Here is a 15,831-nt window from a genome sequence, read left to right as displayed (position 1 = left end):
TTTATACTGAAATAGCGTTAAATTAACGCCTTGTGTCTGTGTCCTGCTTCACTACAATGGCATATCTAAAAAATAAATTTTATATGAGTTGTCTGGATTTTTTTATGTATAAATCAACTGCGACTGTCTGGCAGCCTACGTTACCACAAATTTTTAAATTTACAGTCTTGGGTTCTGCACTCGCAGCTCTTGGTCTGACGGGCTGTTCTTCATCGCAAACGACTAAGCAGAACTCAGCAAGTAAACAAGTCGGCTCAAACTTTCTCGATGCCAATAGTTTAGATTCACTCGAAGATTTACTTTCTGCAACAGACATGCGTGCCGTAGAAGGCGACCGCCTTTTAGTACTGAAGCACGGTGATGTTTGGAAGCGTATGACCGTTGGATTCAAAATGGATTTGAACCACTGGGATACGCGAATTGAAGCACAGCGTGGTTGGTTTATTTCACGTCAGCCGTATATTGACCGTTTAAGTGCGCGTGCATCCCGTTATTTATATCACACGGTTAAAGAAGCAGAACGTCGTGGTTTGCCGACCGAATTGGCATTATTGCCAGTGATTGAAAGTTCTTATGACCCAGCAGCAACTTCAAGTGCTGCCGCAGCGGGTTTATGGCAGTTTATTCCAAGTACTGGACGTATTTACGGCTTAAAACAAACCTCAATGTATGATGGTCGTCGTGACGTTGTAGAGTCTACCCGTGCAGCTTATGAGTTTTTAGGTGCGCTACATAACCAGTTTGGTTCGTGGGAATTGGCTTTGGCTTCATATAATGCAGGGCCGGGCCGTATTCAACAGGCGATTAACCGTAACCGTGCAGCAGGTTTGCCAACCGATTATTGGTCGTTAAAACTGCCACAAGAAACTATGAACTATGTCCCACGTTTCTTGGCTGTTGCTCAAATTATTAAAAATCCAAGTGCTTATGGCGTAAGTTTACCGCCAATTGCTAACCGTCCACACTTTCGTGAAGTGGCTGTAGGGCCTGCAAATTTAAATGAAATTGCATCTATTACTGGTTTAAGTCGTGCAGAACTTTATGCACTAAACCCTGGACATCGTGGCGATGTGATTGATAGTAGCAGCCCAATGCGGATTTTAATTCCTGCGGATGTGAGTCCATCAGTCGATGCACGTTTGAAAAAATTACAATCAGGTGGTTCATCAGGTTATTGGGCAAGTAATTCAACTTATAACCTACCAAAAAATAATGTTGAAATAACACCGTCACGTGTTACTCCGCCGGAATTAAATAGTAAAACTATTCAGCCTGCAAAAGTGACGCCGCCTACGCTGACCACACAGCCGACAGTGACAGCTTCTGCCAAACCACCTGTAGTCGCTGCAACGGTAACGCCAAGTATTCCATCAGGAACGAAAGGCAAAACGCCAATAGGATCATCTGCTTTGGCTGCTTTTGCATCGAATAGTGATATTCCAAGTGCGCCGCGTATTCCAGTCGCTGTAACACCTTCGACGCCTGTGAAAGCCGTGTCTGTCGAGCCACCACTCAGCGCAAATGAGCGTGAGCAAATTATGGCGGCAATTAAAGCTGAAGGTGAGACCAAAACAGTCGATGAGGTATTAAAACCAGTAGCGACCAAAGCAGAGCAAGAAGAAGTCGTTCAGGAAATTAAAGCTATTGCGCCGAAAGGCACTGAAATTGTCGATCCTTATGATGGCAAGATTAAGTTGACTGCGATTCAGACCAGTCAGTCGATTGCAGATCAACAAGGTAAAGAACTGACTAAAGGTTTCTCTTACCCGAAAAGCGTGGCTGAAAATACAGGTGCAGATTCCGAAGAAGCCAAACGCAACCAAGGTAAAAATGTCATTCGTACAGATTCTGAAATTGTCGTTGTACCACCTAAAGGTAAACGCAGTACTTATACAGTTTTGGCGGGCGACACATTAGCATTGATCGCGATGAAAAATGGCGTGAATTGGCGTGATATTGCAGCTTGGAACCAAATTTCTCCAGATTCGACCTTGTATGTCGGTACGACCATCTATTTATATGATGCGAAACCGATTGTCCAAAATAATGAAGAATCGAAAGCCAAGCCTATCGCAGATAGCTATGTGGTCAAAGCAAATGACAGTCTTACAGCAGTGGCGAGCCAATTTGGTTTAAGTACGAAACAACTCGCAGACTACAATGGTTTAACCACCACGAGTGGTTTATATGTTGGGCAGAAATTATCCTTAAAAGAAACGTCTGCATCTAAAGCAAAATTGGAAGCGGACAAGAAAGCAGCTCAAGTTGTCGAAAAATCTGCAAAAGTTCAAACCAAAGCCTACACGGTAAAACGTGGTGAATATCTAAAACTTATTGCAGATCGTTATGCGCTGTCAAATCAAGAGTTGGCAGATTTAACAACGGGCTTAACGGCTGGCAGTAGTTTGATGGTGGGGCAAAAAATTAATGTGCCATTACAAGCTGTAGCTGGGGTTGAGAGCAAAGTTGAAAAGCTCGACAGCAAAGTGGTGAATCGCATTGAAAATGTCAAAGTTGATCCTGCTTATAAAGTTGAAAGCTATAAAGTGCAGCGTGGTGATACGCTTTACAGCATTGCGACGCAGTCAAAAATAAGTTTGTCTGAATTGGCGAGTCTAAATGACATGTCGGCAAATAGTGGGCTGATGGCGGGGCAAAGCATTAAAGTACCTGCAAGTTCAACTGTTCCGGATAGTTATGTGGTGCAGTCTGGCGATACACTGACAGGCATTGCTAGCCGCTATGATTTAGGCATGGACTATGTCGCAAATTTAAATGGCATAGAGCGGAGTTCAGGTCTACGTGTTGGGCAGAAATTAAAATTAACAGGTGATGTCGCACCGGTTAAAGTAGAAACTAAAGTTGAGCCGGCCAAAACTGAAAGCAAAACCAATACACGAACGAATTCTGTTGAAGCGACCGATATTCATGTGGTGAAATCAGGTGAAACGCTGGGTGTGATTGCGAAGAAATATCATCTTCAATTGCGTTATTTAGCTGAATTAAATGGCCTAAATACCAATAGTGCGATTCGTGTAGGGCAGCGTTTAAAAGTAGATGGTGAACTACCTGCTGATGTAGCTAGTAAAGCAACTGAAACCAAAAAAACGGAAGCTAAATCCTCTACGAGCAATGTGAAACCAACAAATACTGAAAGCTATACTGTGAAATCAGGCGAGTCTTTAAATTCGATTGCTAGTCGGACAGGCTTAACTGTGGCAGCATTGGCTGAGTTAAATAACTTGAACCCGCGTGCTGGGCTTCGTGTTGGTCAAAATTTACAAGTTCCTAAAACCATTAGTGAATACCGTATTAAACGCGGCGATACGTTGATTGGTTTAGCAAGTCGTTATGGACTAGATACATCAAAACTCGCTGAAATGAATGATATGCAACCGTCTGCTCAGTTACGTATTGGTGAAGTGATTAAAGTACCGAACTGAGTCCAAACATAAAGGAGTTAAGTTGAATGTATTCTGCTTCAACTTCGCGTTACGTGTTTGGTATGACTGTGAGCATACTTTCAACAGGGGCGTGGGCTGCTTTGCAGACCACGCCTTTTCTTGCCATACATAGTAGCCCTCAATATCATCAATTACAGGCAATGCCCTATGCCAATCCTCTTGCCAATAAGGGGGGATATATCACGACTTCGAGTATTGGGAGTTTTGATAATTTAAACAGCATGAATGGAAAAGGGCGTTCTGTTGAAGGTATCAATTATCTATTTGATAGTTTGATGAGTTCATCTTTAGATGAACCGGGCGTGATGTATCCGTTACTTGCCGAAAAAGTGACATTTGACCCGGAAAAAACTAATTTTGTTATTTTTCATTTAAACTCCAAAGCACGATTTAGTGATGGGAGTGCCTTAACAGCAGATGATGTGAAGTTTAGTTTTGATACATTCCAAACTAAATCAAATCCCGGTCTACAAATGTACTTAGCAGATTTGGACAAAACAGATGTTTTATCTAAATATCAGGTGAAGATGAGTTTTAAATCTGGACATAATACTGATATGCCCATGATTTTGGCGCAAATGCCGATTTATTCCCAAAAAGATTGGGCAAAAAAAGATTTTACTCAAATTACATTGCAGCCCATCTTAGGCTCTGGCCCTTACACGATTGAGAAGATCGATGCAGGTAGGAGTATTCGCTATAAGCGTAATCCTAACTATTGGGGGCAGAACTTAGCCGTTAATTGTGGTCGATATAATTTTAACCATCTGAAATATGTATATTACCGCAGTCCAGACATTGCCTTCGAAGGCTTTAAAGCGGGTCAATTTACGTTATATGAGGAAAAGACTGCACGTAATTGGGTGGGAGCGTACAATTTTCCTGCTTTTAAAGACGGTAAAATTGTCAAATATCGCTTTAAACATGAAAGACCGATTCCCACAAAAAGTCTCGTATTTAATACCCGCCGTGCGCCATTTAGGGATATTCGCTTTCGACAAGCTTTAACCTATGCTTATGATTTTGAATGGCAAAATAGAGCGTTGTTTTATGGGCAGTATCAGCGTTTACAGAGTTATTTTAGTAATAGTGTGCTAGAAGCGAAGGGGAAACCCTCTATCCAAGAGTTGGATATTTTAAAACCGATGTTATCGCAACTTGATCCTATTCAACGACAGGGGGTTTTATCCAATTGGCAATATCCCGTTTCTGATGGCAGTGGAATTAATCGAAAAAACCTTCTGCATGCACGTCAACTGTTATTGAATGCGGGTTATCGTTATCAAGACGGCAGATTGGTGGATGCAAAATCTCAGCCTGTGAAATTCGAAATCTTGATTCAGCAACAAGATTTGCAGCGAACCTTAATGCCATTTATACGAAATTTGAAACGTTTAGGTATTCAGGTGTTATTACGACAAGTCGATGGACCGCAATACACCGAGCGTATGCGAAATATTGACTTTGATATGATCGTGGATGAAATGCCTCAATCGCTCACTCCAGCGGGTGAGCAAGCTCAACTTTGGGGCAGTCAAGCAGCCGATCAAGTGGGTAATTATAATTATGCTGGGATTAAAAATCCTGTGATTGATAAGCTTATTCAACAGGTGATCAATGCTCCAAATCGGGAGGAATTGATTGTTCGTACGCGTGTTTTAGACCGCCTGCTTAGAGCGGGTTATTATCAAATCCCAATGTTTGGGCAAAGTGAAAACTGGTTTGCCTATTGGCATATGTATAAGCAACCTTATGTCAAACCTAAACTTTCTGTAGGGATTGACTATTGGTGGAGTGATGCAGCTCAAGCCAAGCAAATAACACAATATCTACGGCAGCAATAAATACACCTGAATGATAAGGAATGTTAAAGCAACATGGGCACATATATTTTAAAAAGATTGCTCCTGATTATTCCAACATTGTTTTTCATTTTACTGATTAACTTAGTCGTGATTCAGATTGCACCAGGAGGACCTGTTGAACAAGCCATACAGCAAGCTGAGTCCTTTCAAGGCATGGGCAATACCGGCGGTGGTGAAACTGCGACGACAGGCAGTAAATACCAAGGTGCTAAAGGCCTCAGTGAAGAAATGGTGGCAAAAATCGAAGCGCAATATGGTTTCGATAAGCCATTGTTCGAACGTTTTTGGCTCATGTTAAAGGGCTATATGACGCTAGATTTTGGTACCAGTTTTTTTAAAGATAAGCCTGTGACCCAGCTACTTTGGGAAAAGCTGCCTGTATCCTTATCCCTTGGTTTATGGAGTACCTTGCTGATCTATATGGTGTCTATTCCTTTAGGCATTAAAAAAGCCCGTCAACATGGTCTGTTATTTGATAAAAGTACGTCTATTTTATTGGCTATAGGCTACGCCATTCCTGCTTTTGCCTTTGCCATTTTACTCATTGTTTTTTTTGCAGGTGGTTCATATTTTCAGTGGTTTCCTCTGCAAGGTTTAGTTTCAGAGAATTTTGCTGATTTAAGTGTATTTGGCAAAATTGCAGATTATTTTTGGCATATGGCGTTGCCTTTGTTTGCCATGTTGATTGGTGGTTTTGCAGGCTTAACTTATCTGACCAAATACTCCTTTATGGAAGAACTGAATAAACAATATGTTCTTGCGGCTCGTTCTAAAGGTTTGACCGAATCACGTGTGCTATATGGACATGTATTTCGTAATGCAATGCTCATTGTCATTGCTGGTCTGCCAGAAGCCTTGATTGGCATTTTCTTTGTGGGAAATCTATTTATTGAAATTATTTTCAATCTAGATGGTCTGGGGTTGTTAGGATTTGAAGCCATTGTACAGCGCGATTATCCAGTGATTTTTGGCACCTTGTTTATTTTTACCTTGATGGGGCTGATCTTAAGATTAATCAGTGATGTTATGTATCAAATGATTGATCCACGAATTAATTTTGATTCACAGGGGGCAAAATAATGTCTCCGATCATGCAAGCGCGATTTCAACGGTTTAAAGAAAATAAATTAGGCTTTACATGCTTTATCAGTTTTGCCTTGATTTTTATATTGTCACTAGCTGTCGAATTCATTGCCAATGATAAGCCGCTCTTGGTCAAATACGATGATTCTTTATATGTACCCGTACTAAAAAGCTATCCAGAGACCGCATTCGGTGGGGTATTTGAAACTGAGGCTGATTATAAAGATCCTGTGGTGCAGCAACTGATTGACGATAAAGGTTGGGCTGTATGGCCACTGATTAAATTTTCCTATCAAACACCGAATTTAGAACTGGCTGTGCCCGTGCCATCTGCCCCAACTGCACAAAATTGGCTTGGTACCGATGACCAAGGGCGTGATGTGCTCGCACGTATTTTATATGGATTACGTGTGTCGCTCTTGTTTGGTTTTGCATTAACGTTTGCTTCAGCCATATTGGGCATCATGGCTGGGGCGATACAGGGTTACTATGGTGGCTGGGTAGATCTGATCGGTCAACGGATTTTAGAAGTCTGGGGCGGACTACCGATGCTATTCATGGTGATGATTTTGGTCAGTATGTTTACACCGAGTGTGTATTGGCTCTTTGCTATTATGTTGTTGTTTGGCTGGCCTACTTTGGTCGGCTTGGTTCGTGCAGAGTTTTTAAGGGCTCGTAATTTTGATTATGTCTGTGCTGCACGGAGTCTTGGCGTTACAGATAGCACTATTATGTTTCGGCATATCTTACCAAATGCGATGAGTTCCAGTCTGTCACAGCTACCTTTCATGCTTACGGCAAATATTACTGCACTGACAGCCTTGGATTTCTTAGGTTATGGCTTACCGCCTGATGCAGCGTCATTAGGTGAGTTATTACTTCAAGGGAAAAACAATCTGAATGCACCATGGCTAGCCTTATCGGGGTTTTTTACCTTAGCGATCGTGCTGTCTTTATTGATTTACATTGGGGAAGCGACACGTGATGCATTCGATCCTAGACGTCAATAATCATCAAGTTAATGTACCTCCCATCGTGTTAGCGGTGGAACATTTACATATTTCACATGCAGCACAGGTCTTGGTTGAAGACCTAAATTTTAAATTGCATGCAGGTGAAACGATAGCCATTGTTGGAGAAAGCGGTTCAGGTAAATCGATTAGCAGCCTAGCTATACTCGGTTTGTTGTCGAGTGATTTACAGGTCACAGGCAGCGTCAGCCTGAATGGACAGAATATTCTTGGACTGAGTCCTGAACAGCACCGACATATTCGTGGACAGAAAATTGCCATGATTTTTCAAGAGCCGATGACGGCCTTAAATCCCTTACATCGGGTTGAAAAGATAGTTGGTGAGTCACTGTTGTTACAGGGATGGTCTAAGGCAAAAACTCGGCAGCGGGTTATAGAATTATTAAATGATGTCGGAATTCCTGATGCTGAAGATAAGTTAAGGCGCTATCCACATGAGTTATCAGGCGGGCAGCGTCAACGTGTCATGATTGCCATGGCATTGGCCTTAGATCCTGATATTTTAATCGCTGATGAGCCAACCACGGCTTTAGATGTCACCTTGCAAGCGCAAATCTTGAATTTATTAAAGTCGCTACAACAGCAGCGTAATATGGCGATGATATTAATTAGCCATGACCTGAATTTGGTCAAGCGCTATGCAGAACATGTGATTGTGATGAATCGTGGGCAAGTGGTGGAGCAAGGTAATGTTCAGGAAATTTTTGAGCAACCGAAGCAGGCGTATACCAAAAATTTATTAGACCATGATTTTGGTGTAGCAATAGATGTTTCGCAAACGCAGACACTTATAGAATTACGCCAGTTAGGAGTGAAGTTCCCAGTCAAACAAGGCTTATTGAACCGCATCAAAAATTATGTCGTTGCGGTAGAAGCTTTGGATTTAACAGTAGCTGAAGGTGAGTCGATCGGTATTGTTGGAGAGAGTGGTTCAGGGAAAAGCTCTTTAGCACTGGCTATTGCTCGGCTCATAGAAAGTGATGGCGAAATTATGTTAAATCAACACGCCATCAATCAACTTTCAGAAAAACAGCTCAGACCTTTACGTCGTGAATTTCAAATCGTCTTTCAAGATCCATTCAGTAGTTTAAATCCGCGGCTAAATGTAGAGCAAACCATTGGGGAAGGTCTGGCCTTACAGCATTTATCTGCAAATGAAATTGCACAGCGTATAGATGAAGCATTGCAGAAAGTCGAATTAGCCAGCTCATTTAAGCAGCGTTATCCACATGAGTTATCGGGTGGGCAACGGCAGAGAGTCGCCTTAGCACGTGCGTTGGTATTACGCCCTAAATTGCTGATACTTGATGAACCCACATCAGCACTTGATCGGACGACACAAAAAGCCATCGTGAAGCTACTACGGCGCTTGCAGCAAGAATTTAATATGAGTTATTTATTTATCAGTCACGATTTACACGTGGTCAAAGCCTTGTGTCAAAAAGTGTTGGTACTGCGCCATGCCAAAGTCATGGAATTTCAAGACACCGCAGATCTATTTGTGCGACCAAAAACGGACTATACCCGTAAATTAATTGAAGCCAGCCAATACTAAAATCAAACTTATGGATATTTTGACAAGTGTCATTGTCAAAATATCCTTGACCTTTAGAAAATAATAATTAGAGTAAATACTCAGGACTTGTTATTTCATTTTGGACATTGCCATGAGCCATTTAGCTGAAAGCTTTAAAATTCGTAATACCACGTTTAAAAATCGCATCATCAAAGGTGCAATGAGTGAAGCATTGGCCAATACCGCAGGCCAACCCAATCACCTACATTTTGGGTTATATGAAGCTTGGGCGAAGGGTGGTTTAGGCTGTGCCATTACGGGTAATGTCATGGTGGATTTCCGTGCTAAAAATGAGCCGGGGGTAGTTGTCGCTGAAACTGAGCGAGATTTAGCGCAATTAACACAGTGGGCTGAGCTAGGGAAAAAGCACGGCATGGTGCAATTGGTTCAACTTTCACATCCGGGTCGTCAATGTCCTAAAGGTTTAAATAAAGAAACGGTTGCACCGTCTGCTGTGCCATTTAGTCCGATGTTAGCTACAACTTTTGGAACACCGCGCGAACTTCGTGAAGATGAAATTTTAGATATCATTCAGCGTTTTGCACGTGCCGCACACATTTGTGAAAAGGCAGGCTTCGAAGGCGTGCAATTGCATGGTGCGCATGGTTATTTAATTAGTCAGTTCTTGTCGCCACTGACCAATAAACGTCAAGATCAGTGGGGCGGCTCAAATGAAAATCGCATGCGCTTTTTGCTTGAAATCTATAAGGCAGTTCGTGCCGCGACGACAGATGATTTTATCATTTCGGTCAAACTGAATTCTGCTGATTTCCAACGGGGCGGAATTAGCGAAACAGATGTGATTGAGGTCTTTAAGGCAATCGATGCCGCAGGGATTGATATGATTGAAATCTCGGGCGGTTCCTATGAAGCGCCAGCGATGGCGGGTGCTAAAGAAGAAAAACGTAAAGCCAGTACCATTGCTCGTGAAGCTTATTTCCTCGATTTTGCTGATAATATCCGTAAAGAGGTAAAGTGTGCGTTGATGGTTACTGGTGGGTTTAGAACCGTGCAAGGCATGAATGCTGCACTAGACAGTGGAGCTTGTGATTTTATTGGTATTGCACGTCCATTTGCTGTTGAAGTCGATTTGGCTGATCGTTTATTGGCGGGTCAGGATGTTCGTTATGGTGTGGACAAAATTAAAACTGGCATACCGATGATAGATAAAATGGCGATTATGGAAATTATTTGGTATGCCGCTCAGTTTAAATCGATTGGTGAGGGTAAACAGCCAAATCCTAAACTTTCGCCGTTAAAAGTGTTTTTTAAATATCTCAAAGGAAATTTAACCGCGGTCATTAAAGGGCAAGTCAATTCACGTAAGTCGGCTTAGTGGCACTTTGAGTGACGAGAATGAGGGCAATCAGCGTACATCCATGTTATGGTTGCCTTCATTCATATCAATATTACTTACAATAAAAATGTCTAAAATTTTAATATTAACGGTCATTCTTTCGGGGCTCAGTTCTGCCCTCTATGCTCAGTCTACATTTCAGACAGGAGATATTATTTTTCATATCTCAAAGTCACAGCAAAGTTTAAGCATTCAAAAGGCCACACATTCGCCCTATAGTCATATGGGCATGATCGTAAATAAAAATAACCAAACGTGGGTGCTTGAAGCCATTCAACCTGTGCAATATACCGCTTTAAATCAATGGATCGCACGTGGGGAAAATGCTCACTATGTGGTGAAAAGGCTCAAACAACCCTTAAATGTGACGCAGAAAACGAAGCTGGTACAAAATGCAGAAAAGTACTTGGGCAAACCCTATGATATTTATTTTGAATGGGATGATCGTGCAATTTACTGTTCGGAAATTGTTTGGAAAGCTTATCAGCATGCTTTAGGAATCGAACTTTCTCCATTACAACAACTGAAACAATTTGATTTAAAACAAAATGAAGTACAGCGTCTAATGCGGCAGCGCTATGGTCAAAAAATTCCGCTAGATGAGCAAGTGATTGCCCCTAAGGCCATTTATGATTCAAAACTTTTAAAAGAAATATTTAGAAATTAAGGCAATAAAAAAGCCCAAGTCACAATGCTTGAGCTTTTTAATGAGTGGTTAAAACCAACTCGAATATGGCGTCCCTACGGGGATTCGAACCCCGGTTACCGCCGTGAAAGGGCGATGTCCTAGGCCTCTAGACGATAGGGACAGTACAGAAAGTAAATTTTAAAACCGTTTATTTCAGTCTAAGTTTTTAGACTAAATAATGGCGTCCCTACGGGGATTCGAACCCCGGTTACCGCCGTGAAAGGGCGATGTCCTAGGCCTCTAGACGATAGGGACTTAATAAAATGTACTTCTGAAAATTGGCGTCCCTACGGGGATTCGAACCCCGGTTACCGCCGTGAAAGGGCGATGTCCTAGGCCTCTAGACGATAGGGACGTTTCAGAGGTGGGCGTATATTAGGGTGAAAATCGGGGGGTGTCAAACGCTTTTCTATAAATAAATTCAGTTTTTGATGTTGAGTGCATAAAATTAAAACAATTTGCTAAAAATGTTTGAAAAATACATTATTTATGTCGATTTTTTCAACACTTGTAAGATTGTAGCAATAACTTCTGGATGTGTTAAATATCCTGCAATATCGTGTGGGTGTTCAATCGATGTCTGAATTTGCTGGTTAATAATGGCGGGTTGAAAATCAAATGGTGCATGACTCAGCGGAAAAGCGCTGAGAAAATCATCATGTGAATAAAAGTTTAACCAATCGCCTGAAATTGCATCAGGCCGCTGTAAAGGCTGAGGTAAGTGGGCTTGGATGACGCGAAAAGCCAAAGGTGAGCCCAAGGTGATAAAGCGCTGTATATTGAGTTCAGGATGTAACAGTAAAAAATGATACGCAATCACGCTACCTAATGAATGTGCAATCAACAGGGTAGGTTTCGTTTGATGTAATTGCTCATGCAGACGGGTGTGAACTGCTTGAATAAAGTGTGGATTGGATAAATAGAGATAAGTTTCGACCAAAAATTTATGCAAAAGTGTGGCATGTAATTTTGGAAAATAATTCATTAAAACTGCAAAATCGCGTAGCGCAAGATCTTTGCCGAGTGCGGTGATCGATTTGAATGACTGGCTCAATCCCATGGCATCATTGAGGGTGATGTCAGGTAGATTGTTTTGTACTGCGTGATGCTCAAGCACTTTAGGTGATTTTTCAGGGTGTTCAGTGCGATGGATAAACGGAAAATGTGGCCACGTTTGAGGCGTCAAGGTGCTGGCTTGAAGCATATTCTGCAAATGATAACGCGTGAGTAAGTCCCCATAAAAAGGCATGCGCATATGGTGCTGTATATACGATAAAAAAGTCTCTTGATGGCTTTGCTTTAAGCCTTGAGACAACAGTGCAAGCCAATGCTGTTCGAGTGAACGTGCAGTTTGTTGCTGTTGATTCATGCCATGGATAAAGATGATCTGCATATTGCACCTCATCGACGGACCAGTTTTTATTCTACTTTTATTAAAATATAGCCATAAAAAAAGAGCAACCGAAGTTACTCTTTTATCGTGTTTGGCATGACAACACAGATCAATCTTTGTTGTGATACAAGGTGTAGTAGCTGATATAACACGCCACAATGAAGATCATACAGCAGATAAAGCCAGTTAACATTTCTGGGTCAAATACCATACTAATACAGGTAATCAGACAGAATACAAAACCGAGTATCGGCACGATTGGGAAGAGTGGTGCAGCAAAAGCTAAATCTTTTGCAGTTTTGCCTTCTTTATACCACTGACGGCGGAAGTTGAATTGGCTTAAACAAATACTCATCCACACCACCACCATGGTAAATGCCGCAACACCTAACAAGTTTTTGAAGATGGTTTCTGGTGCAAATTGCTCAGAAAGTAAGCCTGGCATACCACCGATCATGGTCACAATCACCGCAACATAAGGAATACCACGTGAGTTCACTTTAGAGAACACCGCAGGTAATTGCTTACTATAGGACAATGACCACATCATTCGAGATGCAGCAAATAAACCTGAGTTTGCAGCAGAAAGTAGGGCTGTGATAATCACAAAGCGGATGATGTCTTCTGCATAAGGAATACCAATGTGCTGGAATACCGTTACGAAAGGTGAACTACTTACACCTTCGGCAGATAAGCCAGCTTCTTGATGGGGCAATAATGCAGTAATAACAACAATGGTACCTACAAAGAAAATCAACAAGCGGAAAATCGCCGTGTTAATGGCTTTAGGTACATTTTTCGCTGGATCTTTGGTTTCACCCGCAGCAACACCAATCAGTTCAGTACCTGAGAATGCAAAGTTAACAATCAACATTGTAGCGAAGATTGGGAATAAGCCTTCAGGGAACCAACCTTGTGCAGTGAGGTTGCTAAACAGTGGTGCAGCTTCATAGCCTCGATAGCCTAAAACACCAAAAATGGCCAATAGACCTAAAATAATAAAGGCTACAACGGTAATCACTTTGACTAAGGCTAGCCAAAATTCAGATTCAGCAAACCATTTGGTTGAAATCATATTCAAGCAGAATACAAAAGCACCAAAGATTAAGGTCCACATCCACATAGAGCTGTCTGGGAACCATTCCTGCATTAAAAGTGCAGCAGCGGTAAATTCAGTTCCTAGCGTTACTGACCATGTCAGCCAATACAGCCAAGTGATGGTATAACCCGTACCCGGTCCGATATAGCGTTTAGCATAAGCGCCAAATGAACCAGATTCAGGCATATGTACAGCGAGCTCGCCTAAGCAAAGCATCACCATATAGGCGATAATACCGCCTAAAAAATACGAAATAATGGCACCTACAGGCCCCGTTTGTGCAATGACTTCACCCGAACCAAGAAATAAACCAGTACCGATTGCGCCGCCAAGCGAAATCATCACCAGATGTCGAGTACTCATAGCGCGTTTTAACGGCGCAGAATTGCCCTGATGCGAAGCATCATTCGGAGAATGAGATGACTGCATAGAGAAAAAGGAGAATCAAATAATGAAGCGAGTAATTGTAGAGAAGAATGCAATGATGATGCAATCAATTAATATAAATTATAGATAAATAAACTTTAAGTTTGTCAGAACTGACAGAAGAATTGGCGTCCCTACGGGGATTCGAACCCCGGTTACCGCCGTGAAAGGGCGATGTCCTAGGCCTCTAGACGATAGGGACGTTTTGAGGTGCTGTCATAGTATGAATAAACATGATGTGAGTCAAAGAAAAAATTTAAATTTCAGCTCATTTGTCTGTTATTTATACATAAAAATCAACGATTAATAAATTATAAAAAAGAAAAGCTGTGAAAATAAAAAAGCGAACCCAATGGCTTTGGATTCGCTTTAAAGATTAATCATTAAATCAGCTTAATCTTGATTATGATATAACCAATAATAACCTGCATAACATGCCGCCATAAAGATCAGGCAGCCAATAAAGCCTGAAAGCATTTCAGGATCTGCAGCCATACTTAAACCTGTTGCGGTACAGCAGACAAAGCCAAGGATTGGAACCAGTGGGAACCATGGTGTACGGAATTTAAGTTCTGACACGCTATGACCTTGTTTCAGCCATTGGCGACGGAAGTTAAATTGACTCCAACAAATACTCATCCAGACGATCACCATGGTGAAAGCGGCAATCCCCATCAAGTTCTTGAAGATGACATCTGCGCCAAATTGTTCTGACAATAGACCCGGTAAACCACCGATCATAGTGACCAATACAGCAATATAAGGCACACCAGTTTTGCTTAATTTGCCGAAAGCACGTGGTAATTGTTTTTGTGCGGACAGCGCCCACATCATACGTGATGCAGCATATAAACCAGAGTTAGCTGTAGACAGTAAAGCCGTAATAATGACGAAACGAATTAAGTCTTCTGCATAGGGAATACCCATCAGGTTAAATACGGATACGAATGGACTGCTACTTAAGCCGCCATGTCCACCGACATTTAAACCTGCATCGGTATAGGTCAACAGGGAACTGATAACGATAATAGTGCCGACAAAGAAAATGATTAAGCGCCATACCGCAGCATGAATGGCTTTAGGCACATTTTTTTCAGGGTTTTCAGTTTCACCTGCAGCGATACCAATCATCTCCGTACCATTAAAGGCAAAGTTCACGATCAATAGCGTGGCAAACAGTGGGAACAAACCATTTGGCAGCCAACCATGTTCAGTCAGATTGTGGAACATTGGAGCTGATTCATAGCCTTGGAAAGGCACGAAACCAAAGATGCAGGCAAAACCAAGGATGATGAAAATCAACACTGTTGCAACTTTCACCATTGATAACCAAAATTCTGACTCTGCGAATGCGCGTGTAGAACTTAGATTAGAAATCAGTACACCAGCAGCAAAGATCAGTGTCCATAACCAAATAGAGGTTTGTGGAAACCATTCCTGCATCAAAATAGCCGCCGCAGTAAATTCTGTACCTAAGGTGGCAGACCAGCCCAACCAGTACATCCAAGACACCATATAGCCGGTACCCGGGCCAATATAATTTGTCGCAAAAGCACCAAAAGAGCCAGAAACAGGTAAATGTACGGCAAGCTCACCCAAACAGAGCATGACCATGTAGGCAATCAGACCGCCAATAATATAGGCAAGTACAGCGCCCAAAGGCCCAGCTTGTGAAATAACTTCACCTGAACCCATAAACAAACCAGTACCAATTGCACCACCAAGTGAGAGCATCACAAGGTGTCGAGTCGTCATCGCACGTTTAAGCGATGGACTTTTACCTTCAGCAGACGAGTGTTGCGAAGGTTCAGAGGGAGAATGCATAGTGAAAAGAAAATTGAACGAAAGG

General features: G+C 41.9%; 10 protein-coding genes and 4 tRNA genes. 7 read left to right on the top strand and 7 right to left on the bottom strand.

The genetic code is table 11. The annotated features are described in order from the left end of the window. The first annotated feature begins 104 nt into the window (after positions 1–104). From B1202_RS03400 to B1202_RS03370, 7 genes are all read left to right on the top strand, one after another. Complete coding sequence (locus tag B1202_RS03400; protein ID WP_078189161.1) at positions 105–3,443, top strand: LysM peptidoglycan-binding domain-containing protein; 3,339 nt, start codon at positions 105–107, stop codon at positions 3,441–3,443. 62 nt (positions 3,444–3,505) lie between these two features. Further along, positions 3,506–5,308 (top strand): extracellular solute-binding protein, encoded by a 1,803-nt coding sequence (locus B1202_RS03395; protein ID WP_416202500.1) that lies wholly within the window; start codon positions 3,506–3,508, stop codon positions 5,306–5,308. Positions 5,309–5,341: 33 nt separating this feature from the next. Continuing rightward, positions 5,342–6,409, top strand: coding sequence for a microcin C ABC transporter permease YejB (locus B1202_RS03390; protein ID WP_078189159.1), 1,068 nt, complete (start codon positions 5,342–5,344; stop codon positions 6,407–6,409). After that, on the top strand, positions 6,409–7,422 hold the full coding sequence (locus tag B1202_RS03385; protein ID WP_078189158.1) for an ABC transporter permease: 1,014 nt from the start codon (positions 6,409–6,411) through the stop codon (positions 7,420–7,422). The genes B1202_RS03390 and B1202_RS03385 overlap by 1 nt, the downstream gene beginning before the upstream one ends. After that, positions 7,397–8,998: an ABC transporter ATP-binding protein gene (locus B1202_RS03380; RefSeq protein ID WP_078189157.1), complete on the top strand. Its 1,602-nt coding sequence runs from the start codon at positions 7,397–7,399 to the stop codon at positions 8,996–8,998. Before B1202_RS03385 ends, B1202_RS03380 begins: the two co-directional genes overlap by 26 nt. Positions 8,999–9,110: 112 nt before the next feature. Further along, complete coding sequence (locus tag B1202_RS03375) at positions 9,111–10,355, top strand: NADH:flavin oxidoreductase/NADH oxidase family protein (RefSeq protein WP_078189156.1); 1,245 nt, start codon at positions 9,111–9,113, stop codon at positions 10,353–10,355. Between the two features lie 88 nt (positions 10,356–10,443). Then, positions 10,444–11,043, top strand: a complete 600-nt coding sequence (locus B1202_RS03370) for a YiiX family permuted papain-like enzyme (RefSeq protein ID WP_143221561.1) — start codon at positions 10,444–10,446, stop codon at positions 11,041–11,043. Positions 11,044–11,109: 66 nt separating this feature from the next. Here B1202_RS03370 and B1202_RS03365 read toward each other — a convergent pair. The 7 genes from B1202_RS03365 to B1202_RS03335 all read right to left on the bottom strand — a co-directional run bounded on the left by B1202_RS03365 (position 11,110) and on the right by B1202_RS03335 (position 15,806). Beyond that, positions 11,110–11,185, bottom strand: a tRNA-Glu gene (locus B1202_RS03365). Positions 11,186–11,243: 58 nt separating this feature from the next. Continuing rightward, a tRNA-Glu gene (locus B1202_RS03360) sits at positions 11,244–11,319 on the bottom strand. Positions 11,320–11,343: 24 nt separating this feature from the next. After that, a tRNA-Glu gene (locus B1202_RS03355) sits at positions 11,344–11,419 on the bottom strand. A 132-nt stretch (positions 11,420–11,551) separates the two neighbouring features. After that, a complete protein-coding gene (locus B1202_RS03350; protein ID WP_078189155.1) occupies positions 11,552–12,457 on the bottom strand; it encodes an alpha/beta fold hydrolase in 906 nt (301 codons plus the stop codon). A 109-nt stretch (positions 12,458–12,566) separates the two neighbouring features. After that, positions 12,567–13,985: an amino acid permease gene (locus B1202_RS03345; protein ID WP_078189154.1), complete on the bottom strand. Its 1,419-nt coding sequence runs from the start codon at positions 13,983–13,985 to the stop codon at positions 12,567–12,569. A 123-nt stretch (positions 13,986–14,108) separates the two neighbouring features. Further along, positions 14,109–14,184 (bottom strand) — tRNA-Glu (locus B1202_RS03340). A 191-nt stretch (positions 14,185–14,375) separates the two neighbouring features. After that, complete coding sequence (locus B1202_RS03335; RefSeq protein ID WP_078189153.1) at positions 14,376–15,806, bottom strand: amino acid permease; 1,431 nt, start codon at positions 15,804–15,806, stop codon at positions 14,376–14,378. Between the last annotated feature and the right edge of the window lie 25 nt (positions 15,807–15,831).

Origin of the sequence: Acinetobacter amyesii (assembly GCF_002018365.1) — a bacterium.
GTDB classification, from domain to species: domain Bacteria; phylum Pseudomonadota; class Gammaproteobacteria; order Pseudomonadales; family Moraxellaceae; genus Acinetobacter; species Acinetobacter amyesii.
This window is presented reverse-complemented; position numbering and strand designations above follow the sequence as displayed.

What these genes read in the sequence shown, in the direction of transcription:
- B1202_RS03400 (WP_078189161.1), top strand. Translation starts at nt 105, where the DNA reads ATGTATAAATCAACTGCGACTGTCTGGCAGCCTACGTTACCACAAATT.
- B1202_RS03395 (WP_416202500.1), top strand. Translation starts at nt 3,506, where the DNA reads ATGACTGTGAGCATACTTTCAACAGGGGCGTGGGCTGCTTTGCAGACC.
- B1202_RS03390 (WP_078189159.1), top strand. Translation starts at nt 5,342, where the DNA reads ATGGGCACATATATTTTAAAAAGATTGCTCCTGATTATTCCAACATTG.
- B1202_RS03385 (WP_078189158.1), top strand. Translation starts at nt 6,409, where the DNA reads ATGTCTCCGATCATGCAAGCGCGATTTCAACGGTTTAAAGAAAATAAA.
- B1202_RS03380 (WP_078189157.1), top strand. Translation starts at nt 7,397, where the DNA reads ATGCATTCGATCCTAGACGTCAATAATCATCAAGTTAATGTACCTCCC.
- B1202_RS03375 (WP_078189156.1), top strand. Translation starts at nt 9,111, where the DNA reads ATGAGCCATTTAGCTGAAAGCTTTAAAATTCGTAATACCACGTTTAAA.
- B1202_RS03370 (WP_143221561.1), top strand. Translation starts at nt 10,444, where the DNA reads ATGTCTAAAATTTTAATATTAACGGTCATTCTTTCGGGGCTCAGTTCT.
- B1202_RS03350 (WP_078189155.1), bottom strand. Translation starts at nt 12,457, where the DNA reads ATGCAGATCATCTTTATCCATGGCATGAATCAACAGCAACAAACTGCA.
- B1202_RS03345 (WP_078189154.1), bottom strand. Translation starts at nt 13,985, where the DNA reads ATGCAGTCATCTCATTCTCCGAATGATGCTTCGCATCAGGGCAATTCT.
- B1202_RS03335 (WP_078189153.1), bottom strand. Translation starts at nt 15,806, where the DNA reads ATGCATTCTCCCTCTGAACCTTCGCAACACTCGTCTGCTGAAGGTAAA.